The 17,272-nt window shown below is 65.8% G+C and carries 9 protein-coding genes and 1 pseudogene; all 10 read left to right on the forward strand.

The genetic code is table 11. The annotated features are described in order from the left end of the window. Window positions 1-3,087 carry an ATP-binding protein gene (locus GGR45_RS18370; RefSeq protein WP_175310430.1) on the forward strand — a complete coding sequence of 1,029 codons (3,087 nt, stop codon included), beginning with the start codon at window positions 1-3 and terminating at the stop codon, window positions 3,085-3,087. 34 nt (window positions 3,088-3,121) lie between these two features. After that, the gene (locus GGR45_RS18375) at window positions 3,122-3,571 is read left to right on the forward strand and encodes a DUF7680 family protein (protein ID WP_217497850.1); all 450 of its coding nucleotides are present in this window, start codon (window positions 3,122-3,124) and stop codon (window positions 3,569-3,571) included. Between the two features lie 13 nt (window positions 3,572-3,584). After that, window positions 3,585-6,491: a DUF1156 domain-containing protein gene (locus GGR45_RS18380; protein WP_175310428.1), complete on the forward strand. Its 2,907-nt coding sequence runs from the start codon at window positions 3,585-3,587 to the stop codon at window positions 6,489-6,491. 1 nt (window position 6,492) lies between these two features. Next, window positions 6,493-9,594, forward strand: a complete 3,102-nt coding sequence (locus GGR45_RS18385; protein ID WP_175310427.1) for a DEAD/DEAH box helicase — start codon at window positions 6,493-6,495, stop codon at window positions 9,592-9,594. A 105-nt stretch (window positions 9,595-9,699) separates the two neighbouring features. Beyond that, window positions 9,700-11,454: an SIR2 family protein gene (locus tag GGR45_RS18390; protein ID WP_175310426.1), complete on the forward strand. Its 1,755-nt coding sequence runs from the start codon at window positions 9,700-9,702 to the stop codon at window positions 11,452-11,454. 11 nt (window positions 11,455-11,465) lie between these two features. Next, a complete protein-coding gene (locus GGR45_RS18395; RefSeq protein ID WP_175310425.1) occupies window positions 11,466-12,071 on the forward strand; it encodes a hypothetical protein in 606 nt (201 codons plus the stop codon). Continuing rightward, window positions 12,068-14,482: an AAA family ATPase gene (locus tag GGR45_RS18400; RefSeq protein ID WP_175310424.1), complete on the forward strand. Its 2,415-nt coding sequence runs from the start codon at window positions 12,068-12,070 to the stop codon at window positions 14,480-14,482. Before GGR45_RS18395 ends, GGR45_RS18400 begins: the two co-directional genes overlap by 4 nt. A gap of 1,231 nt (window positions 14,483-15,713) precedes the next feature. Then, window positions 15,714-15,845, forward strand: a pseudogene (locus GGR45_RS20065) (GcrA family cell cycle regulator); the annotation flags it as partial. 180 nt (window positions 15,846-16,025) lie between these two features. After that, on the forward strand, window positions 16,026-16,265 hold the full coding sequence (locus tag GGR45_RS18410) for a hypothetical protein (protein ID WP_217497849.1): 240 nt from the start codon (window positions 16,026-16,028) through the stop codon (window positions 16,263-16,265). Next, the gene (locus GGR45_RS18415; RefSeq protein ID WP_175310422.1) at window positions 16,262-16,918 is read left to right on the forward strand and encodes an ATPase; all 657 of its coding nucleotides are present in this window, start codon (window positions 16,262-16,264) and stop codon (window positions 16,916-16,918) included. The genes GGR45_RS18410 and GGR45_RS18415 overlap by 4 nt, the downstream gene beginning before the upstream one ends. The last annotated feature ends 354 nt before the right edge of the window (window positions 16,919-17,272 follow it).

The raw sequence follows: 17,272 nt of genomic DNA on the forward strand, positions 1-17,272 counted from the left end.
ATGGCCTCGACGACGATCTTCGGAACCTGCCAGCCCCGGCAGGACATCCTGAACGGCACCATGTCCGAAGCGGAGTTCGCCGCGCGCCTCGGTCCCGTACTCTCCGGCCAGGGCCCCGCCGACTATGTCGACGCGCGCCGGTTCTTCGCGAACACCTACCCGACCGCCGGCCTCAAGGAACTACTCGGTCAGGTGCTCAGCCGCCTGTCCGGCCACGGCTCGTCCTCGGCGGTGTTCCGCCTCGACACCAGCTTCGGCGGCGGCAAGACGCACGGTCTCATCGCGCTGATCCATGGCGCACGCGAGGGCGCCAGCGTGCCGAACATGGGCGAGTTCGTCACCCTGCCCTCGCTGCCGACCGGCACCTCGGTCGCGGCGTTCGATGGCGAAGCCTCGGACCCGTCCAACGGTCGCACGATGGGCGACGGCATCCGCGCGTTCACGCCCTGGGGCGAGATCGCCTATCAGATCGGAGGCGCCGCGGGATACGAGATCGTCCGCAAGTCTGACGAGATGCGCCGGGCGCCCGGCGCCGACACGCTGGCCGAGGTGTTCGGTGACCGCACCGTGCTCGTCGTCCTCGACGAGCTGGGCGAGTATCTGCGCAAGTGCCCCGACGCGTACGGCCGCGATCAGATCTCGGCTTTTCTCAAGGCGCTGTTCGCTGCGGTGGAAAGCCGCCCTCGCGCGGCCGTGGTGTTCACGCTTGCCGTTCGCTCGGACGGCAAGGCGACCGACGCCTTCGCTCGCGAGAACGAGGAGATCTCGCGGATCGTCAGCGAGCTGGAGAGCGTTTCCGGCCGCAAGGCGACGATCCTGAACCCCACCAGCGACGATGAGACCGCCGCGGTGCTGAAGCGCCGCCTGTTCGAGCGCGTCGACGTGCCGCAGGAGACGATGGACGCCTACTGCCAGCTCTGGACCCAGTACCGCGATCGCATCGACGCAGGTCACCAGGGCGCCGAGGCTCGCACGGCGCTTGCCGCCAGCTACCCCTTCCACCCCGACCTGCTCGACACGCTGACCGGCAAGACCGCGACACTTGCCGACTTCCAGCGCGTCCGCGGCATGCTGCGCATTCTCGCCAAGACGGTCGCCAGCGTGTGGGCGAAGCGCCCCAAGGACGCGGCGATGATCCACACGCATCACGTGGATCTCGGTGACGAGGGCATCCGCCGTGAATTCACCACCCGCCTCAACCAGAGCCAGTACGACTCCGCCATCCTCAACGACATCGACGGCAAGGCGGGCCGGGCGGCGCTGGCCGCCGGCATCGACGCCGATCGCTTCGGTGGCCTGCTGCCGTACGCCAGCTACGTCGCCCGGACGATCTTCGTCCACACCATGGCGTACAACAACGAGCTTCGCGGCCTGACGCCGGCGCACCTGCGCTATTCGGTGCTGTCGCCCGACGCCGACCTCAGCTTCGTGTCGGATGCGGAAGCCGCCTTCATCCAGGGCTCGGCCTATCTCGACGACCGTCCCGGCGCGCCGCTTCGCTTCAACGCGGAGGCGAACCTCACCCAGATCATCGCCCGCGAGGAGCGGAACGTCGAAGCCGAGGCCCTGCGGGTCGAGACCGACAGCCGGATCAAGGACATCTTCGGCGGCAACGGCTCGTTCGAGGCGATCCCGTTCCCGGCCGGCGCATTCGACGTTCCCGACGACATCGGCGACGGCAAGCCGCGGCTCGCCATCGTCCATCACCAGGCACTCAGCATCGGCAACGTCGTCGACGAGGTGCCGGACCTGATCTCCACCATTTACCAGCGCAAGGGACAGGACGGTGGCGGGCTGCGCCAGCTGCGCAACAACCTCGTGTTCCTCGTTGCCGACGATCGGCACGTCCAGCACCTTACCGCAACCGTGTCTCGCCATCTGGCGCTGCAGGAGCTCAAGCGCGCCGACCGCTTGAACGAGCTTGCCGACCACCAGAAGGCGCAGGTCATCGAGCTGGCGCGGCGGTCGGAGTCCGACATCGCGATCGCCATCCAGCAGTGCTACCGGCACCTCTTCTACCCGAGCCGCACCGCGCTCGGCGGCGGCACGGTCTCGCTCGATCTCGCGACCATCGACCAGCACTCGGCGTCCGAGCGTCCCGGCTCCGGCCAGACCCAGATCGTCCGTCAGCTCTCCGACATCGGCAAGCTGCGCACGCCCGAGGACCAGCCGGACCTGCCGCAGTTCGTGCGCGACCGCACGCCGCTGAAGCGCATCGGCCAGATGACCGCCGCCGACCTCCGCGCCGAGTTCCGCCGCGATCCGTCGCTGCCGATGCACGTCGGTGACGACCCGTTCCGCAAGCTGGTGATCAAGGGGATCACCGATGGGGTGTTCGTCTACCAGCGCGAGGGCCTGACCGCCGGCAAGGGCGATCCCGTGCCCTCCATCGTGATCGACGGCAGCTCCATCATCTCCACGGCGGACTATGCTCGCGACCACGGCATCTTCCCGCGCTCGGTGAAGACGCCGGAGCCTGAGACGCCGATCGGCGGTCCGATGGTGAACGGCGGCGATGTTCCGGGTAGCACTACGTCGACAAAGCCGAATGGCAATGGCAGCGGCATACAGGCTCCGGCGGTTCCGTTCGGCGCTCAGCCGGGTGCCGGTGGTCAACCGGCGGGCACGCCCGCTCCGTCGACGCCATCGGCCCAGACGTTCAGCGGCGAGGGTGTGCTCAAAGACGCGCTCTCCACCGTGTTCCAGCGCGCACGGGCCGCCAAGATCGAGAAGGTGTCGAGCCTGTCGCTGACGCCGTTCGAGGTCGGGCACTTCTTCATGCTGCTCAACGTGGTGGAAAGCGTACCCGGAGCGACGAAGAAGGCCAACGCCACGATCGAGTTCGAGACGACCGCTGGGTCGGTCATCTCGATGTCCATCGACGGCACGGTGGCCGACGCCAAGCAGACCCGGGAATTTGTGGAGCCGCAGCTGCGCGCCGCGGCGGAGAAGCACGTGGAGACAGGAATCCAGCTCGAATTCGCCGATGGCCTCGCGCTGTCCGGAGATGAGCCGGAAAAGATCATCGAACGACTGACGAAGTTCGGCACGTCTGCCGCCTTCGTCGAAGTCACCGCAGAGGCATGAACCTATGGTATCCAGAACTGCTAGGGTCGAGCGCGTGACGCTCCCCACCATCGAGCCTGCCTATGAGGTGCGCGCACGGCGCATCGTCGGCAACGAGCTTCAGGTCGAGATCTGGCAGATGCCCTCGCCGGCGTCACCGCACATTCACGTGCCTGTCCGCATGGCGGGTCTGGCCGGCCGCAACCTCGAGATCAACCAGGTCCGCATCCTCAAAAAGCTGAAGGACGCCGGCATCCGGCTCGAGGTCATGCCGATCGAGGGGCTGCGGTCGCCGATCCGCGAGGACGCGGCGCTGCGGCTTGCTCTGCTCTTCCGCACGCTGGCGCCGATGCGGTCGCGCGCGGCGATGGTGCACGTCGCCGAAGGGATCGAGGCGATGGCGCGCGAGGAAGCCGCATACTGGCTCGGCATGGCCGTCCACCGCAAGAACCCGCGTCGCGTGCTTACCGCCCTTCGCATTCTCCTGACCGCGCCAGCGCGCTGAGATCGGACTACATATGACCACCACTCGCCTGATCGAACGCTGGCTGCCTATTGCCGAAATCGGCATCGAGAGCGTGCGTGAGCGTACGCCGATGACACCATTCCCAGCGCCCAACCGCCTTCACGTGTGGTGGGCTCGGCGGCCGCTGGTCGCGTCACGAGCAGCGGTGCTAGCGTCAATTCTGCCCGAGGACGCCAATCGCGACGCCTTCAAGTTCACACTCGGAATTCATGGAGATCCCATCGCGGCCCGTGGCCGCATCGAACGAGCTGATCGCCTCGGCGAACGGCTAGGGTCCGATGCATACGGCTATCCTCGCGCGTTCGCCTACAATCCGTCTGCTCAAGACCGCGCTCAAACTGGTCAGGGTGCGAATTTTGTGGTGCTCGACCCTACCGCCGGAGGGGGAGCCATCCCCCTTGAAGCTCTTCGGCTGGGCGTCTCTGCGATTGCTAACGATCTAAACCCAGTCGCAACCCTGATCCAGAAGGCAACTATCGAGTATCCAGCTCACTTTGGGGCAGCGGTACTCGACGAATTCGCTAAAATCGGACCCGAGTGGTCCCAGTTGGTTCGGACCCGGCTGGCGGGGCTTTACCCCGCGGAACCAGAAGAAGATTGCCGCCCAGACGCATACCTCTGGGCCCGGAGCATCACCTGCCCGTATTGCGCAGGTCGCCTTCCACTTGCTCCGAACTGGCGCCTCGCCCCGGATGGTACGGGAATTAAGCTGCATCCACGACTAGGAAGCGGGCCCGGAGATGAAACTCGAGCCTGCTCCTTCGAGATCACAACGTCGTCTAAGGACCACTCTGAAGCAACTGTGGCGGGTGGCGATGCAATCTGTCCGTTCAGCGATTGCAACCGCACCATCTCGGGGGATGAGATCAAGCGCCAGGGTCAAGAAGGAAAGCTCGGCGATCAGCTGTACGCCGTCGTTTACAAACGGCAGATTGTCGCCAAGACCAAGACCGGGAAGAACAAGATCAAGTGGGTGCGAGGCTACAGAGCGCCCCAAAGCCGCGATTATGATCAATCGCAGATTTCTAAGATGCTAGCGGAAAAGCTCCCTGAATGGGAGGCCGGTGATGTGGTCCCCTCCGAGCAATATCCAGACAACACTAACGATGACCGTCCGCGCCAGTACGGCATGCCTCTCTGGAGGGACATGTTCTCACCAAGGCAGCTTCTTGTGCACGGCACCGGAGTCGAGGTATTCAAGGAGCTATTTGATCGTGACAACAAAGAAGGGTCGATGTCTGATGTAAGGCGTGCCGCCTATGTCTACCTCAGCTTCTGCGTCGACAAGTTGACGACTTTCAACTCGCGCAGTTCTCGATGGATCTCGCAGCGTGAGGTGGTCGCCAATCTGTTCGAACGGCACGACTTTGCTGTCAAATGGTCTTATGGTGAGATGGCAGTCATGGTTGAAGGCCTTGGCCACGATTGGGCTGTTGAAGCCACACGAAAGGCACTCCAAGAACTGGTTCACATGGTTGCTGGTGGAAAGCGCGGCGACATGCTGGACAGCGTTGCAGGCGTGTCGGGTTCCATCACAGTTCAGAATGGCTCTGGCGCGTCGATGCCGCACATCGCCGACCGGTCCGTCGACGCCGTGGTCATGGACCCGCCCTACGGCGCCAACGTCATGTATGCCGAGCTGTCGGATTTCTTCTACGTCTGGCTGAAGCGCACCGCCGGCCTCGTCGTGCCCGAACTCTTTACTCGGCGTCTGGCCGACAAGGAAGCCGAAGCGGTGGCCAACAAAGCCCACTTCAAGGGCCAGAAGGGTGCGGCCCGTCTGGCTGATGACGATTATCGCATGAAGATGGAAGGTATATTCTCAGAGTGCCGTCGCGTCCTCAAAGACGACGGCATCATGACGGTGATGTTCACTCATAAGGAGACGGGCGCATGGGATGCACTTGCCTTGTCTCTCATGGACGCGGGATTTATCATCACCGCGTCGTGGCCGGTAAACACCGAGTTTTCCGCAAGCCTTCATATCAAGGATAAGGCCGCCGCCAACTCGACCATCTTTCTCGTCTGCCGCCCGCGCGAGGATGCGCAGGGCGAGACCATGTACTGGGAAGACGTGGAGCCGGAGGTGGCCCGCGCCGTCCGTGCACGCGTGGGCGAGTTCCAGCAGGCCGGCATCCAGGGCGTCGACCTCTACCTCGCCAGCTTCGGCCCCGCGCTGGAGGCGTTCTCGCGCCACTGGCCGCTGACCCGCGGCACGCCGGCACCCGAGCCGAAGAAGAAGCGGCGCACGCAGGGCGACATGTTCGAGGAATTCGATCCCTACGCCGTGCGGCCGGAAGATGCGCTCAACGCCGCCCGTCGCGAGGTGAAGGCCTGGCGCCTCGCCCAGCTCGCGTCCGCGAAGGCTCAGGCCGACATGGACGGCCCGACGGCATTCTACGTGCTCGCCTGGGATGCCTTCAAGGCGGTCAGCTTCCCATATGACGAAGCCCTGCGGCTCGCCCGCGCGGTCGGTGTAGATCTTGAGGCGCAGGTGATCGGCCGGCTTGCCGAGAAGAAGGCGGCCGAGATCAAGCTGTGGGACTCCGCCACCCGCGTCGCCAAGGGCGCGGTCGGCCCCGCCGATGGCTCACGCGGCATGATCGACGCGCTGCATCACGCGGCGCACGTCATGCGCACCCGCGGTGCCGAGGCGGCCCAGGAGATGCTGGAGCAGGCTGGGGTCGCCAAGGAGGACGAGTTCAAGGTCGCGATGGAGGCCCTGCTCGAGGTGCTGCCGCCGTCCAAGACGTTCTCTGGCATCGACGCCGACAAGGCGGTGAAGCCGGCGGCCGACGACTTCGACGCGCTCGAGAAGCTCCGCCGCATCGCCTATGAGGGCGAGATCGGCGAGCCGCAGCAGCTGGAGCTGTACCGCGAGCTGATGGCGGCCGAGTGAGATGCTGCTGCAGGACCGCACCTGGAAGCTGAAGTACAGCCGCGAGGACGGCGACCTGGTGTCGCGGTTCTGGGTGCCGGCGCTGTCGTCTGCGATCCGCTACGACCGCACGACCGGATACTTCCGGGCGGGCAGCCTGGCGCTGGCGGCGCGCGGCATCGAGCATCTTGCGCTTAACCAGGGCAAGATGCGCCTGCTCGTCGGCTGCACCCTCGACGATGGGGAGGTCGAGGCGATCGCGCGTGGCATGTCGATGATGGACGTCGTCGCCGCCAAGGCCGACTTCAGCCTGCCGGAGAACGTGTCGACGAGCGAGCGGGAGGCCCTCGAGCTTCTCGCCTGGCTGGTCGCCCGCGGCATGCTAGACGTCCGCGTCGCCCTGCCCTGCCATCCGGTCACGCGCGAGCCGGTCGCCGGAACGGCGATCTTCCATGAGAAGACCGGCATCATCGAGGACAAGACCGGCGATCGCATTGCATTCACCGGCTCCGTCAACGAGACGGTCCAGGGCTGGATGAGCAACGGGGAGACGTTCACGGTCTTCAAATCCTGGACACCGAACGTCGAATATGTCGACGAGGAGGACCGGTCCTTCGCGCTGTACTGGGCGGATCGCGCCGAGCGGATACGCACCTATGACGTGCCGACAGCCGTCCGACTCGACCTGCTCCGTTTCCTGCCACCGGACGACCAGCTGCCGACGCGGCTGCAGGAGAAGCCGGCAGCGAAGCCGGAACCAGTTATCTTGCCCGAGCCAGTGGCTCCGCCGGTTCCGCTGCACGACTGGGATCAGGAACGCGCTGACCTCTGGCAGCGGCTGCGCACCGCGGCCCGTGACGTGAACGGCGGGATCTGGGTCGGCGAGGCGACGTCTCCTGTCGAGGCCTGGCCGCACCAGCGCCGCGCCTTCCTGCGCATGTACGGCGAGGTGCCGGACCACGCGCCGCGGCTGCTGATCGCCGACGAGGTCGGCCTCGGTAAGACGGTGCAGGCCGGACTGCTGGTGCGACAGGCGTGGCTCGCCGGGCGGCTGAAGCGCGGGATCATCCTGGCGCCCAAGAACGTCTGCACCCAGTGGCAGGCCGAGCTGCGCGAGAAGTTCGCGCTCGACTGGCCGATCTATGACGGAAAGTCCTTCCGCCGGTACGACGCCGCGACCCAGTCGCTCGTCGACACGCCGGTCACACGCGACGCCTGGTCGGCCGAGCCGTTCGTAATCATGTCGAGCCATCTGGCCCGTCGCAGCGATCGGCGGCCCGAGCTGCTCGAGGCGGAACCCTACGATCTGGTGGTAGTCGACGAGGCGCATCACGCCCGGCAGAAGCGGACCGGTGGTCGCGTCACGCCGAACATGCTGATGCGGCTGCTGCGTGATCTGCGCCATCGTACGCACGGCCTGGTTTTGCTGTCGGCGACGCCGCTCCAGACCCACGCGATGGAGCTGTACGACCTGCTGTCGCTGCTCGGCATGCCCCCCGAATGGGACGCCGTCGCGTACGAGCGCTACTTCGCCGCGCTGGCTGACCCGCACCTTTCCGTCGAGAAGATGGAGGACTGCGCCTTCCTCTTTCGCGCGACAGAGGCATTCTTCGGCGCGCTGCCGCCGGAGCGGGCGGCCCGCATGGGCGGCAGCGCCGGGCAGCCGCTGTCGACCATCCGCACCCGCCGGATCATCGGGGCGCTCCGCGGGGCTGCCTCGATCCCGCGCCGCCAGCTCAGCGGCGAGGACCGCGCCGCCGCCGTGCGCATCATGAAGCGCTGGACGCCCGTCGCCGCGCTCATGTCGCGACACACGCGTTCGCTGCTCCGCCGCTACCAGGCCGAGGGGAAGCTCCAGGCGCGTATCGCCGTTCGGGACGTGCAGGATCGCTTCATCCACATGGAGCCGGCCGAGCGCGATATCTACGAGCGGGTCGAGAACTTCATCCGCTCCGCCTATCAGAACGCCGACCAGGCGCAGAAGACCGCGATCGGCTTCGTGCTGACGATCTACCGCAAGCGCCTGTCCTCCAGCTTCGCCGCCCTCGCACATAGCCTTCAGGGCCGCCTCGACCGACAGGTCGACGACGACCAGTTCGACCTGGAGGAGAGCGGCGAGGAGGTCGAGACGGACGAGGTGAAGGAAAAGGAGGAGGTCGCCCGCAGGCTGCTCGAAAGCGCCGCGATCCGCGAAATCCTTTACGACCTGCAACGGCTGCCGATCGACACCAAGGCGCGCGCGCTCAAGGACGAGCTCACCCGGCTGGCGGCTGAAGGCTATCAGCAGACGATGGTGTTCACCGGCTACACCGACACCATGGACGGGCTGCGCGACTGGCTTGCCGATCAGACGGGTCGCGAGGTCATCTGCTTCTCCGGCCGTGGCGGCGAGATCCGCACGCCGGACGGAAGCTGGCGCCTGGTGTCCCGGGCTGACATCAAGAAGCGGTTCCGCGAAGGCAAGGGCGACATCCTGCTCTGCACGGACGCTGCGGCCGAGGGCCTCAATTTCCAGTTCTGCGGCTCGCTGATCAACTACGACATGCCGTGGAACCCGATGCGCGTGGAACAGCGGATCGGCCGCATCGACCGGCTCGGCCAGCGCTTCGACAACATCAGGATCGTAAATCTTCACTACCACGACACCGTCGAGACCGAGGTCTATCTGGCGCTGTCGGGCCGCATCAAGCTGTTCGAGGACATGGTCGGCGGGCTGCAGCCGATCCTGTCGGCGATCAGCCGGGAGATTGGATCGCTGGCGCTCGCCGGCGCGCACGTCGACGTGGATGCGATGGTGGCAAACACGATCAGCGCGATCGACACGCCGAACGTCGACATCGACGACGTGGACGATCTCGGTGACATGCCAGAGATGGGTCACCCCGCCCTGTCCATCGAGGACCTCAAGGCCATTGTCGCTCAGCCACGGCTCATGCCGCAGGGTTACGAGCTCCAGCGGTTGGACGGCGACGACTTCGCGGTCGAGGAGCCGACGTCCAGGCGTCGTCGCCGGGCAACCCTGTCGCGCGGGTTCTACGCGAACCACTTTGATCACACCGATTTCTGGACGCCGGGCAGCGCATCATTCCCGCTCGAAGGATCACCTGAACCCGTCGCGGCGTAGCGCAGCACCCCGAATCGCGTCAGAAGCCGTTGCGTTCCAAGGGGATCGTGCATAGCATCTTATATGTCCGGGTGACGCTCGTCATGCCGATCGGGGAGGCATGAAGTGGGTCTCGCACCCAACGCGACCAACATCACCGTGCGCCAAGTTCTGGAGAAGCTCGACGGCGAATTCGCCGCCACCGCGAAGGCCGTCGAGAACGGCGAGTTCGCGCTGTGGGTCGGTTCGGGTATCTCGCGGAAGGCACCGAGCCTCGGCGGTCTCGTCGCAGCGGCGATTGAGTACCTTCGCGTACGGGCTGTCGATCCGGCGACTGAAGCCGAATACATGCCCGCGCTCGACGAGGCTCTGCAGCTAGCCGGTACGGATCGAGCGGCAGTCGGCGTCGACGTCCACTCGCCGTTCGCGACATGGGGCGCACGCGATGCGATCGTCGACGCGCTCTGGAACAGCTATTCGCGCGTCCTCGATATTCGCGTCGGTGCCGAACCCGGCGACTTCATCCTCTGGACCGCGATCGACATCCGGCGCCAGTTCGAGAATCCGCCACCGCCGGCGGCGGCGCACCTGTGTATCGCGCTTCTCGTACTCGAGGGTGCCGTAAAGACCATCGCATCCGGGAACTGGGACGGCTTCATCGAAGCCGCAGTCCATCGTCTCGGCGGCGGCATCCCCGGCATCCTTCAGGTCGTCGTCGATCCAGGCCAGCTTCGGGATCCCCCTGGTCAGGCGAAGCTGCTGAAGTTCCACGGATGCATCATACACGCCGAGCAGGACGAGGGGCGGTACCGCCGTTTTCTCACCGGCAGCCACACGCAGATCACGATGTGGCCGAACAACCCGGACTTCGCCGCCATGCGGAACGAGGTGCTCGGGATCGCCACGAACCGGAAGACGATGGTCGTGGGCCTGTCGATCCAGGACATGAACCTGCAGGGCGTGTTCGCCGCGGCGACCGGGATCAACAAGTGGCCCTGGCCCTGCGCACCGGATGCCCCGGGCCACGTGTTCTGCGAGGATCAGATCACCCAGGGTCAACGCGACGTCCTGCGGATCGTCTATGGCGACGACTACAACGGGAACGTGGCAGCGATAAACGCGGCCAGCCACATGCGTGCGTGGGGCGAACAGGTCCTGGTCGCGTTGGTGCTCAAGATGATGGCCGACAAGCTCAACTGCCTGATGGGGCTCGCGCTAGACGCGACCGGCAGAGGCGCGCTTCTCGCCCCTCTGACCGCTTCCGTGAACGCGCTGCGCGACCAGATGGCCGCCGGCGCCGTCGTCGACGCGGTGGACCAGAGCCGGACACCCGCCGTCAACAAAGGGATTGCTCTCTGGTCACGCGCGGTCGCCGTCTTCCGGGGCGGTCAGCTGCAGCATGATCCGGCAGCCTACGAGCCGATCAGTTCGAACACCATCGGCCTGCTGGCGACGGACCAGAATGCCCGAGCGAGCAGACTCGGCCATCTCGCCATCGTGCTTGCGCTGCTGGAGCATGGCAGGTCGACAGCCCAGTGGTCGCTGGCGTCGCCAACGAACGACGATCTCTCAGCGGGCATCGCCTCGCTTCAGGCGAACCGCGCCGGAGCGCCTGCCCGCCCCGTCTTCCTCGTGAAGTCGGCGTCAGAAGCGATCCGCCTCCAGGCCGACGGCGCGTACGCCAACGACAACGCCCTCGTCATCCACTCAGACGACACCTGGCATCTCACGATAGCCTCTCGCTCGAGCAGGTCGCCATCGAGCGCGCCGGGTCGGACAGGATCGCTCGCCCCCTCCCATGTCAGCGTAGAGAGCCTCCTCCAGGCCTCCGGCGACATCGACGAACTGCGTGCATCCTTCGCCGCCGAGGTGCTGCTATGACCCCATCGCCCTTGATCGATGCCATCCGCCAGCGCCTCAACGACGCCGGATACGATGACCTGCCGACTCCGTTCAGGATGGCTGGCGTCGAGTTTCAGTTCACCGGGGCGCTTCGCGGTCGGCACGGCCGTGCACTCGACCTCGTGCTTCTGGTCGACACCACGGCGGGATCGTTCGGCGACAGCGAAGGTGCGCGGGTTCGTGCCCGGGTCCAGGCGCTGAGCCGCGCGCTCGACGTCACTGCATCGCGGTACGTCCTGACGGTCGTGCTGGCCGGGGCGACGCTGCCCGGAGACGTCGAGGCGCTGGCCGATACCGCGCGCGTTCTGCACGTCGACACGCTTCCCATCGACCAGGCGGGGTCCCCGAACTTCGATCGCCTGGAAGACAGCATTCGCGTGCTGCTGCCCCTGTCAATCCCGCAGCCCGCCGCGGACGAGCAGGACGGGACGGCGCAGGATCAGCTGGAGGAGGCGTTGAAGAACGTCGTCGATGGAGCGACAATCAAGACCATCATGGACGCAGCGGAGCACGGCGACGAAGCCGTGACTGAGGCGATCGCGAGCCTGATCGATGCGGCACTCGTCACCAACGGAGAGGAGGAGAAGAAAGCATGACCGATCTTCTTCTCAAGGAACTGGACGTCACCGACTTCCGCAGCATCCGCGGTCGCGTGCACGCCCCGCTCGACGCGCAGGTCGTGCTCGTGCATGGCGAGAACGGCGCTGGCAAGACCAGCCTTCTGTCGGCCATCGAGCTTGCGCTTACGGGAGGCGTCCAGTCGCTTCGGCGGGCAGACCCGGACTATGCGTCGCAGCTGATGCACCGCTCCGCGGCGCAGGGTAGCGTGTGGCTGACGACGGTAGGTACCGGCGCGGCCAGGTACGGCGCCACGCTGTCCCCCGACGGTATTGCGACATCAATTTCCTTCGATGCGAAGCTCGCGTCGTTCTTCAGCGAGCGCAGCTACCTGCCGCAGGCGCTGCTCGGGCAGCTCCTGCAGATCTACCAGGATTCGGGAAGCGGCGCGGATTCCCCGCTGGCGAAGTTCGTCGGCGAACTGCTGCGCCTGGACCGCCTTGATGCCATCGAAAGCGGGCTGAAGCCGCTCGGGGACGTCCGCAACGTCCGCAAGGTCGTGGATGGCTGGTCGGAGAACGAGTTGGAGAAGACGCGGCTGGACGCGCTCATCAAGGACCAGAAGACGAGCCTGCTGCAGATCATCGAGGACATCGGCGTCCAGATGTCGGGTATCAAGAAGGCGGCGGACACGCTCGGGCTCGTCCTGGAACTCGACGACCGCAAGCTGGACGCTATCGAGCAGGCGCTTTCGCCGACGGACGACGAACAACGCCTGGGGACGATCACGGACCGCCGGCGTGAACTGGGTTCCATCCGGCGGGATCTCGTGCGGGTGGCGGGCGCGGGTACGTCCGCATTCCCCGCCGCGGAGCCGTCGTCCGACGCGTACGAGCGCTGGGCTGCAACCTACCTGGAGCGCTACTCGGCGCTTCGATCGAGGATCGAGGCGATCCTCCCCGCTACGTCACTGCCTGGCGACATGGCGACCTTCGGCGACGCCGCGCTCCGCCACCTCACGCTTCACGCCGACCAGGCGACGTCCCGCGCGAGCAAGGCCAAGGCCGACGTCGAGCGGCTTGCTGCAGCCAGGAGCGAGATGGAGGTCGCGCGGTCGCGCCTCAGGACCATCAGCGGCGAAATGGACGGAATCTCGACGTCGGCTGGCGGCCTCGCCTCGATACTGTCCGAAGTGACGGCCTTCATCGACGGCGAGACCTGCCCCGTCTGCGATCGCGACTATGCCGAGCTGAACGCCGGCCCGCTGGTAGAGCACGTTCACAACAAGGTGCGCCGCCTATCCGCCTCAGCCCAGCGCCTGCTGGAGCTCGGGCGTACGAACACGCAGGCGCAGGCGCTCGTCGATAGGCTCGAACGGGAGATCGCCACGCTGACCGACGCGATACCGGACGAGCGGACGCTAGCCGATCTCGACCGCGCCGCCGCCGAAGCGAACTCGGCGGGGGCCGAGCTCGCCGGTATTCTCGACGCGCTGAAGGAAGGGTCACGCCTGCGCGCTGGTCAGGTGGCGGCGCAGCGTGCCGTCACCGAGGCGCAGTCGCGCAGCGTGGCACTGACCGCTGCCCGCCAGACGCTGTCCGACTTCGCCTTGGCCGTCGCCACGACCCCCATCGTCGACGGCGAGGACCTCGGAGTGGCGGCCGAGCGGATCCAGTCCTTCCTCGACGCCGAGAACCGACAGCTCGAGGACCGGCTGACGCTGCGGCGCGAGGCCCGCAGCGCCATCGCAACGATCCGCTCGCTCCAGTCGCGGGCCGACCGTCTATCGGACGAACTCGGGCAGCACGAGGCGACAGCAAAGATCGTCGCCGAGGCGCAGCAGCGGGCGCAGAAGGTCAGGGTACAGGGGACAAAGATCCGCGACGCCGTCGACGCGATCCGATCGAGCATTATTCGCCGGGAATTTAACGAGCGGCTCAACCGACTCTGGCGTGACCTCTTCGTACGCCTTGCGCCGGGCGAGCCGTTCATTCCGGCGTTCCGGATCCCCGAAGCGGAGACGCAGCGCATCCAGCCGCGCCTCGTCACCGATCATCGCGCGGGAGGCGCTGCTGGCGGCACGCCGGGCGCCATGCTCAGCGCGGGCAACCTCAACACCGCGGCGCTGACGCTGTTCCTGTCGCTCCATCTATCGGTGCCGAAGACGCTGCCTTGGCTGATCCTGGACGATCCCGTCCAGTCGATGGACGACGTCCACATCGCTCACCTCGCTGCTCTCCTGCGGACGCTATCGAAGGAGCATAGGCGGCAAATCGTCATTGCCGTCCATGATCGCCAGCTCTTCGAGTATCTTCGCCTGGAGCTGAGCCCCGCGTTCCCGAACGACAGCCTGCTTACGCTCGAGCTGGCCCGTGGGCCACATCAGGACACACGATGCCTGTCGCGGCGGTTCAGTTTCAAGGAGGAGACGTCGCTGCTGGCGGCTTAGACATGAACCAGCCTGCGGCATGACCGGGCATCAGGACGGCTCGTCGAGACGAGCCACTGTGCGGCGACGGGCAGAGACGATCGAGAGGATGCACATATTGACGACGTCCACACGAACGACGAGCAGGCCCGACGACCAGCAGCTTGCCACCCTTCAGTTCCGTATCGACGACCCCGCCGGCATCGAGGGCTACAGCCGCAACAAGCCGGACACTCGGCTCGAGCCTACGATCATCGGCCACTACGATCTGCGGCCCACGGGTGGAAGAAAACGACTGAAGGAAGAGCCGTTCTTCTGGTGCTGCCATTGCCAGAAGGACAACCACTGGTCGGGCTTCGTCGTCACCAACGAGACGGGCCGCAGCTATTCGGTCGGCAAGGACTGCGCCGCCAGTCACTACGGCGTCGAGTTCACCCGCATCCGCCGCAACTTTTCCGAGCTCACCAGCCGAAAGGGCGTCCTGGAGCGGCTCGGGCGCATCAACGGCGGAGCGGCCGGGCTCGATGCTGCGATCGCAATCGTATTGAAGGGCCCTGCCCTCACCGCAATCGACGCCAAGCGCAAGGAGATCGAGAAGGCGCATCCCAACGCCGCCTATCTGCTCAGCGCCGCTGCCAACTCGGGATCGGACCTGCACGAGGACGTACAGGTGCGCGATATCGCGGCCGAACGGAAGCGTGCGGACCGGCTCGGAGAGCGCGACCCGAAGACGCCGATCTGGCGTAGCGAGCGGGGTTCCCTGGGACCGCTCGACGGCAGCGCGCTGATGCGCACGCAGTTCGACTGCCGTGACCGCCTCATCGCCCTGCGGGCGAGCGTCGCAAGGGCGGTCGCCGCGTATCGGGCCGACACCAATGCCATGACCACGGGAGAGATCACGAAGCTGGTGAAGGCCGTCGAAGCCGCCCATGCGGACGCCGTGGACGGCATCTCGGCGTACCGCCGTGCCCAGGCGTTCTTCTCGCCGCGGAACCTCGACCGGATCTCGCGCTGGTCGGCATCCTACCGCGACTTCAGCATCTCGGCGGTGGACGGCGGGCTCGCCATCCGCTCGGCGGACGACGAGGTGCGGCGGGTCACTCCCTTACCGACTCTGGTCATCCCGGCGCTACCGGAACTTGAGGCGGTGCCTTCCGATGTGGACACCGTCGCTGTGGAGGAGAACGCGACGGCGACGGACGTTAAAAAGAGCACGGGTGCAGTTCGACCGCAGCACGCGACGCCGTCGAACGCCTGGCCCGAAAGCCGGGTCGAGCAGCTGCGTACACTATGGCAGACCGGCGCGTCCGCATCAGAGATCGGCGCTGCTCTGGGTGGCGTCAGCCGCAACGCCGTCGTGGGAAAGGCGAAGCGGCTGGGGCTTCCGTTTGGCTGAATGGTGCCGAGTTGGGCTACCCGAAATCTGCCCACCGCGGTCATTATGGAGCTACACGCGTCTGATCTTCTTCAGCGGCAGTGTCTCCAAACCATTCGGAACGGAGGGAATGTCATGGTATCGTACGACCAAGGTGCGAGCACCACCGACGTTGAAAAGTCAGGCCGGATGACGAAGGACAGCGCAATGCAGACCTCGGTAGACGACGAGCACGCCACCGAAATCGATTTCGGGGAAGCCCTGAAGGCGCGAAGCGATGAAGCCGCCAGGGCCATGCTTGCCCGCGGCCGGTTCATCACCTACCGCGAGCGCGACACGCCGCAGGGTCATGTCGTCAGGGAATACCCCAACGGAACGCGAGAGACCGTCCGGATCGAACTGCCGAGGTCGAAGTCACGCCACGCATGACGGCAGGAGCATCGGCCAGACCGCAGCTCTGGGTGGTCGCGGGTCCGAACGGTGCCGGCAAGACGACGCTAGTCATGCAGCGCCTCGGCCGACGGGCCCTGAAGGACGTGTTCACCATCATCAATCCCGACGTAATCGCCCAGGAGCTGCCGCGCATCGACGGCCGGCTTGATGAGCGTATGGCAGGCGAGCTGGCGATCCGACAGCGGAACGGACTCATAGCCAGACGGGAAAGCCTGGCCATCGAAACCACTCTTTCGGGCAGCAGCACACTCCGGCTGATGCATGCAGCACGCGAGGCGGACTACAAGCTCACCCTGGTGTATGTCGGCATCGACTCGCCGGAACTGTCCTTCGAACGGGTACGCAGCCGCGTGGGGGATGGCGGGCACGATGTCCCGCCCGAAGCCATCGTGCGCCGCTATCCGGACTCGCTCTCCCGTCTGCCGGCGGCGATGGCTCTTGCAGAACGCTGCTATGTCCTCGACAACAGCGCGAAGCGGCGTCGTCTGCTCATAATCAGAGAGGCTGGCGAAGTGCGCTGGCTGGATAGCGACACACCTGAATGGTTCAAGCGCGCCGTGCCGCTCGAGCTGCGACGCTGGTCACGTCCGGCCTTCCAGAGAGGTGCTGCTCAGTCCAAGGAGCGGTGAACCTGCCATGGCACCCTCCGTTCACGCCGACGCTGCCGCGCCACGTCCTGCCGCTATTACGATAGGTTTCAGGATGACTCATCCATCCTGAAAACCTACGACCGCTCCGTCGCGGCACCGCTGCGGCGCGGACGTGTCGCTGGTATAGGGATGAGTGGGTCTCACAGGTATAGAAGCCGAAGGGACACCATCTAGAAACTCCCGGATTTCCGCCGTTTCCCGATGTTGGCGATTTCTCCCGTAGGGGTCACCAACTTAATTCGGAAGCGCGGAAATCCAGGATTACGCCAACTTCACCGTCCGCAGGTAGTGCGAACGGGTTTCGAAGCATTTGGTGCCGATGATCATATTCCG

It is taken from the genome of Sphingomonas zeae (assembly GCF_014197135.1).
Taxonomy (GTDB): domain Bacteria; phylum Pseudomonadota; class Alphaproteobacteria; order Sphingomonadales; family Sphingomonadaceae; genus Sphingomonas; species Sphingomonas zeae.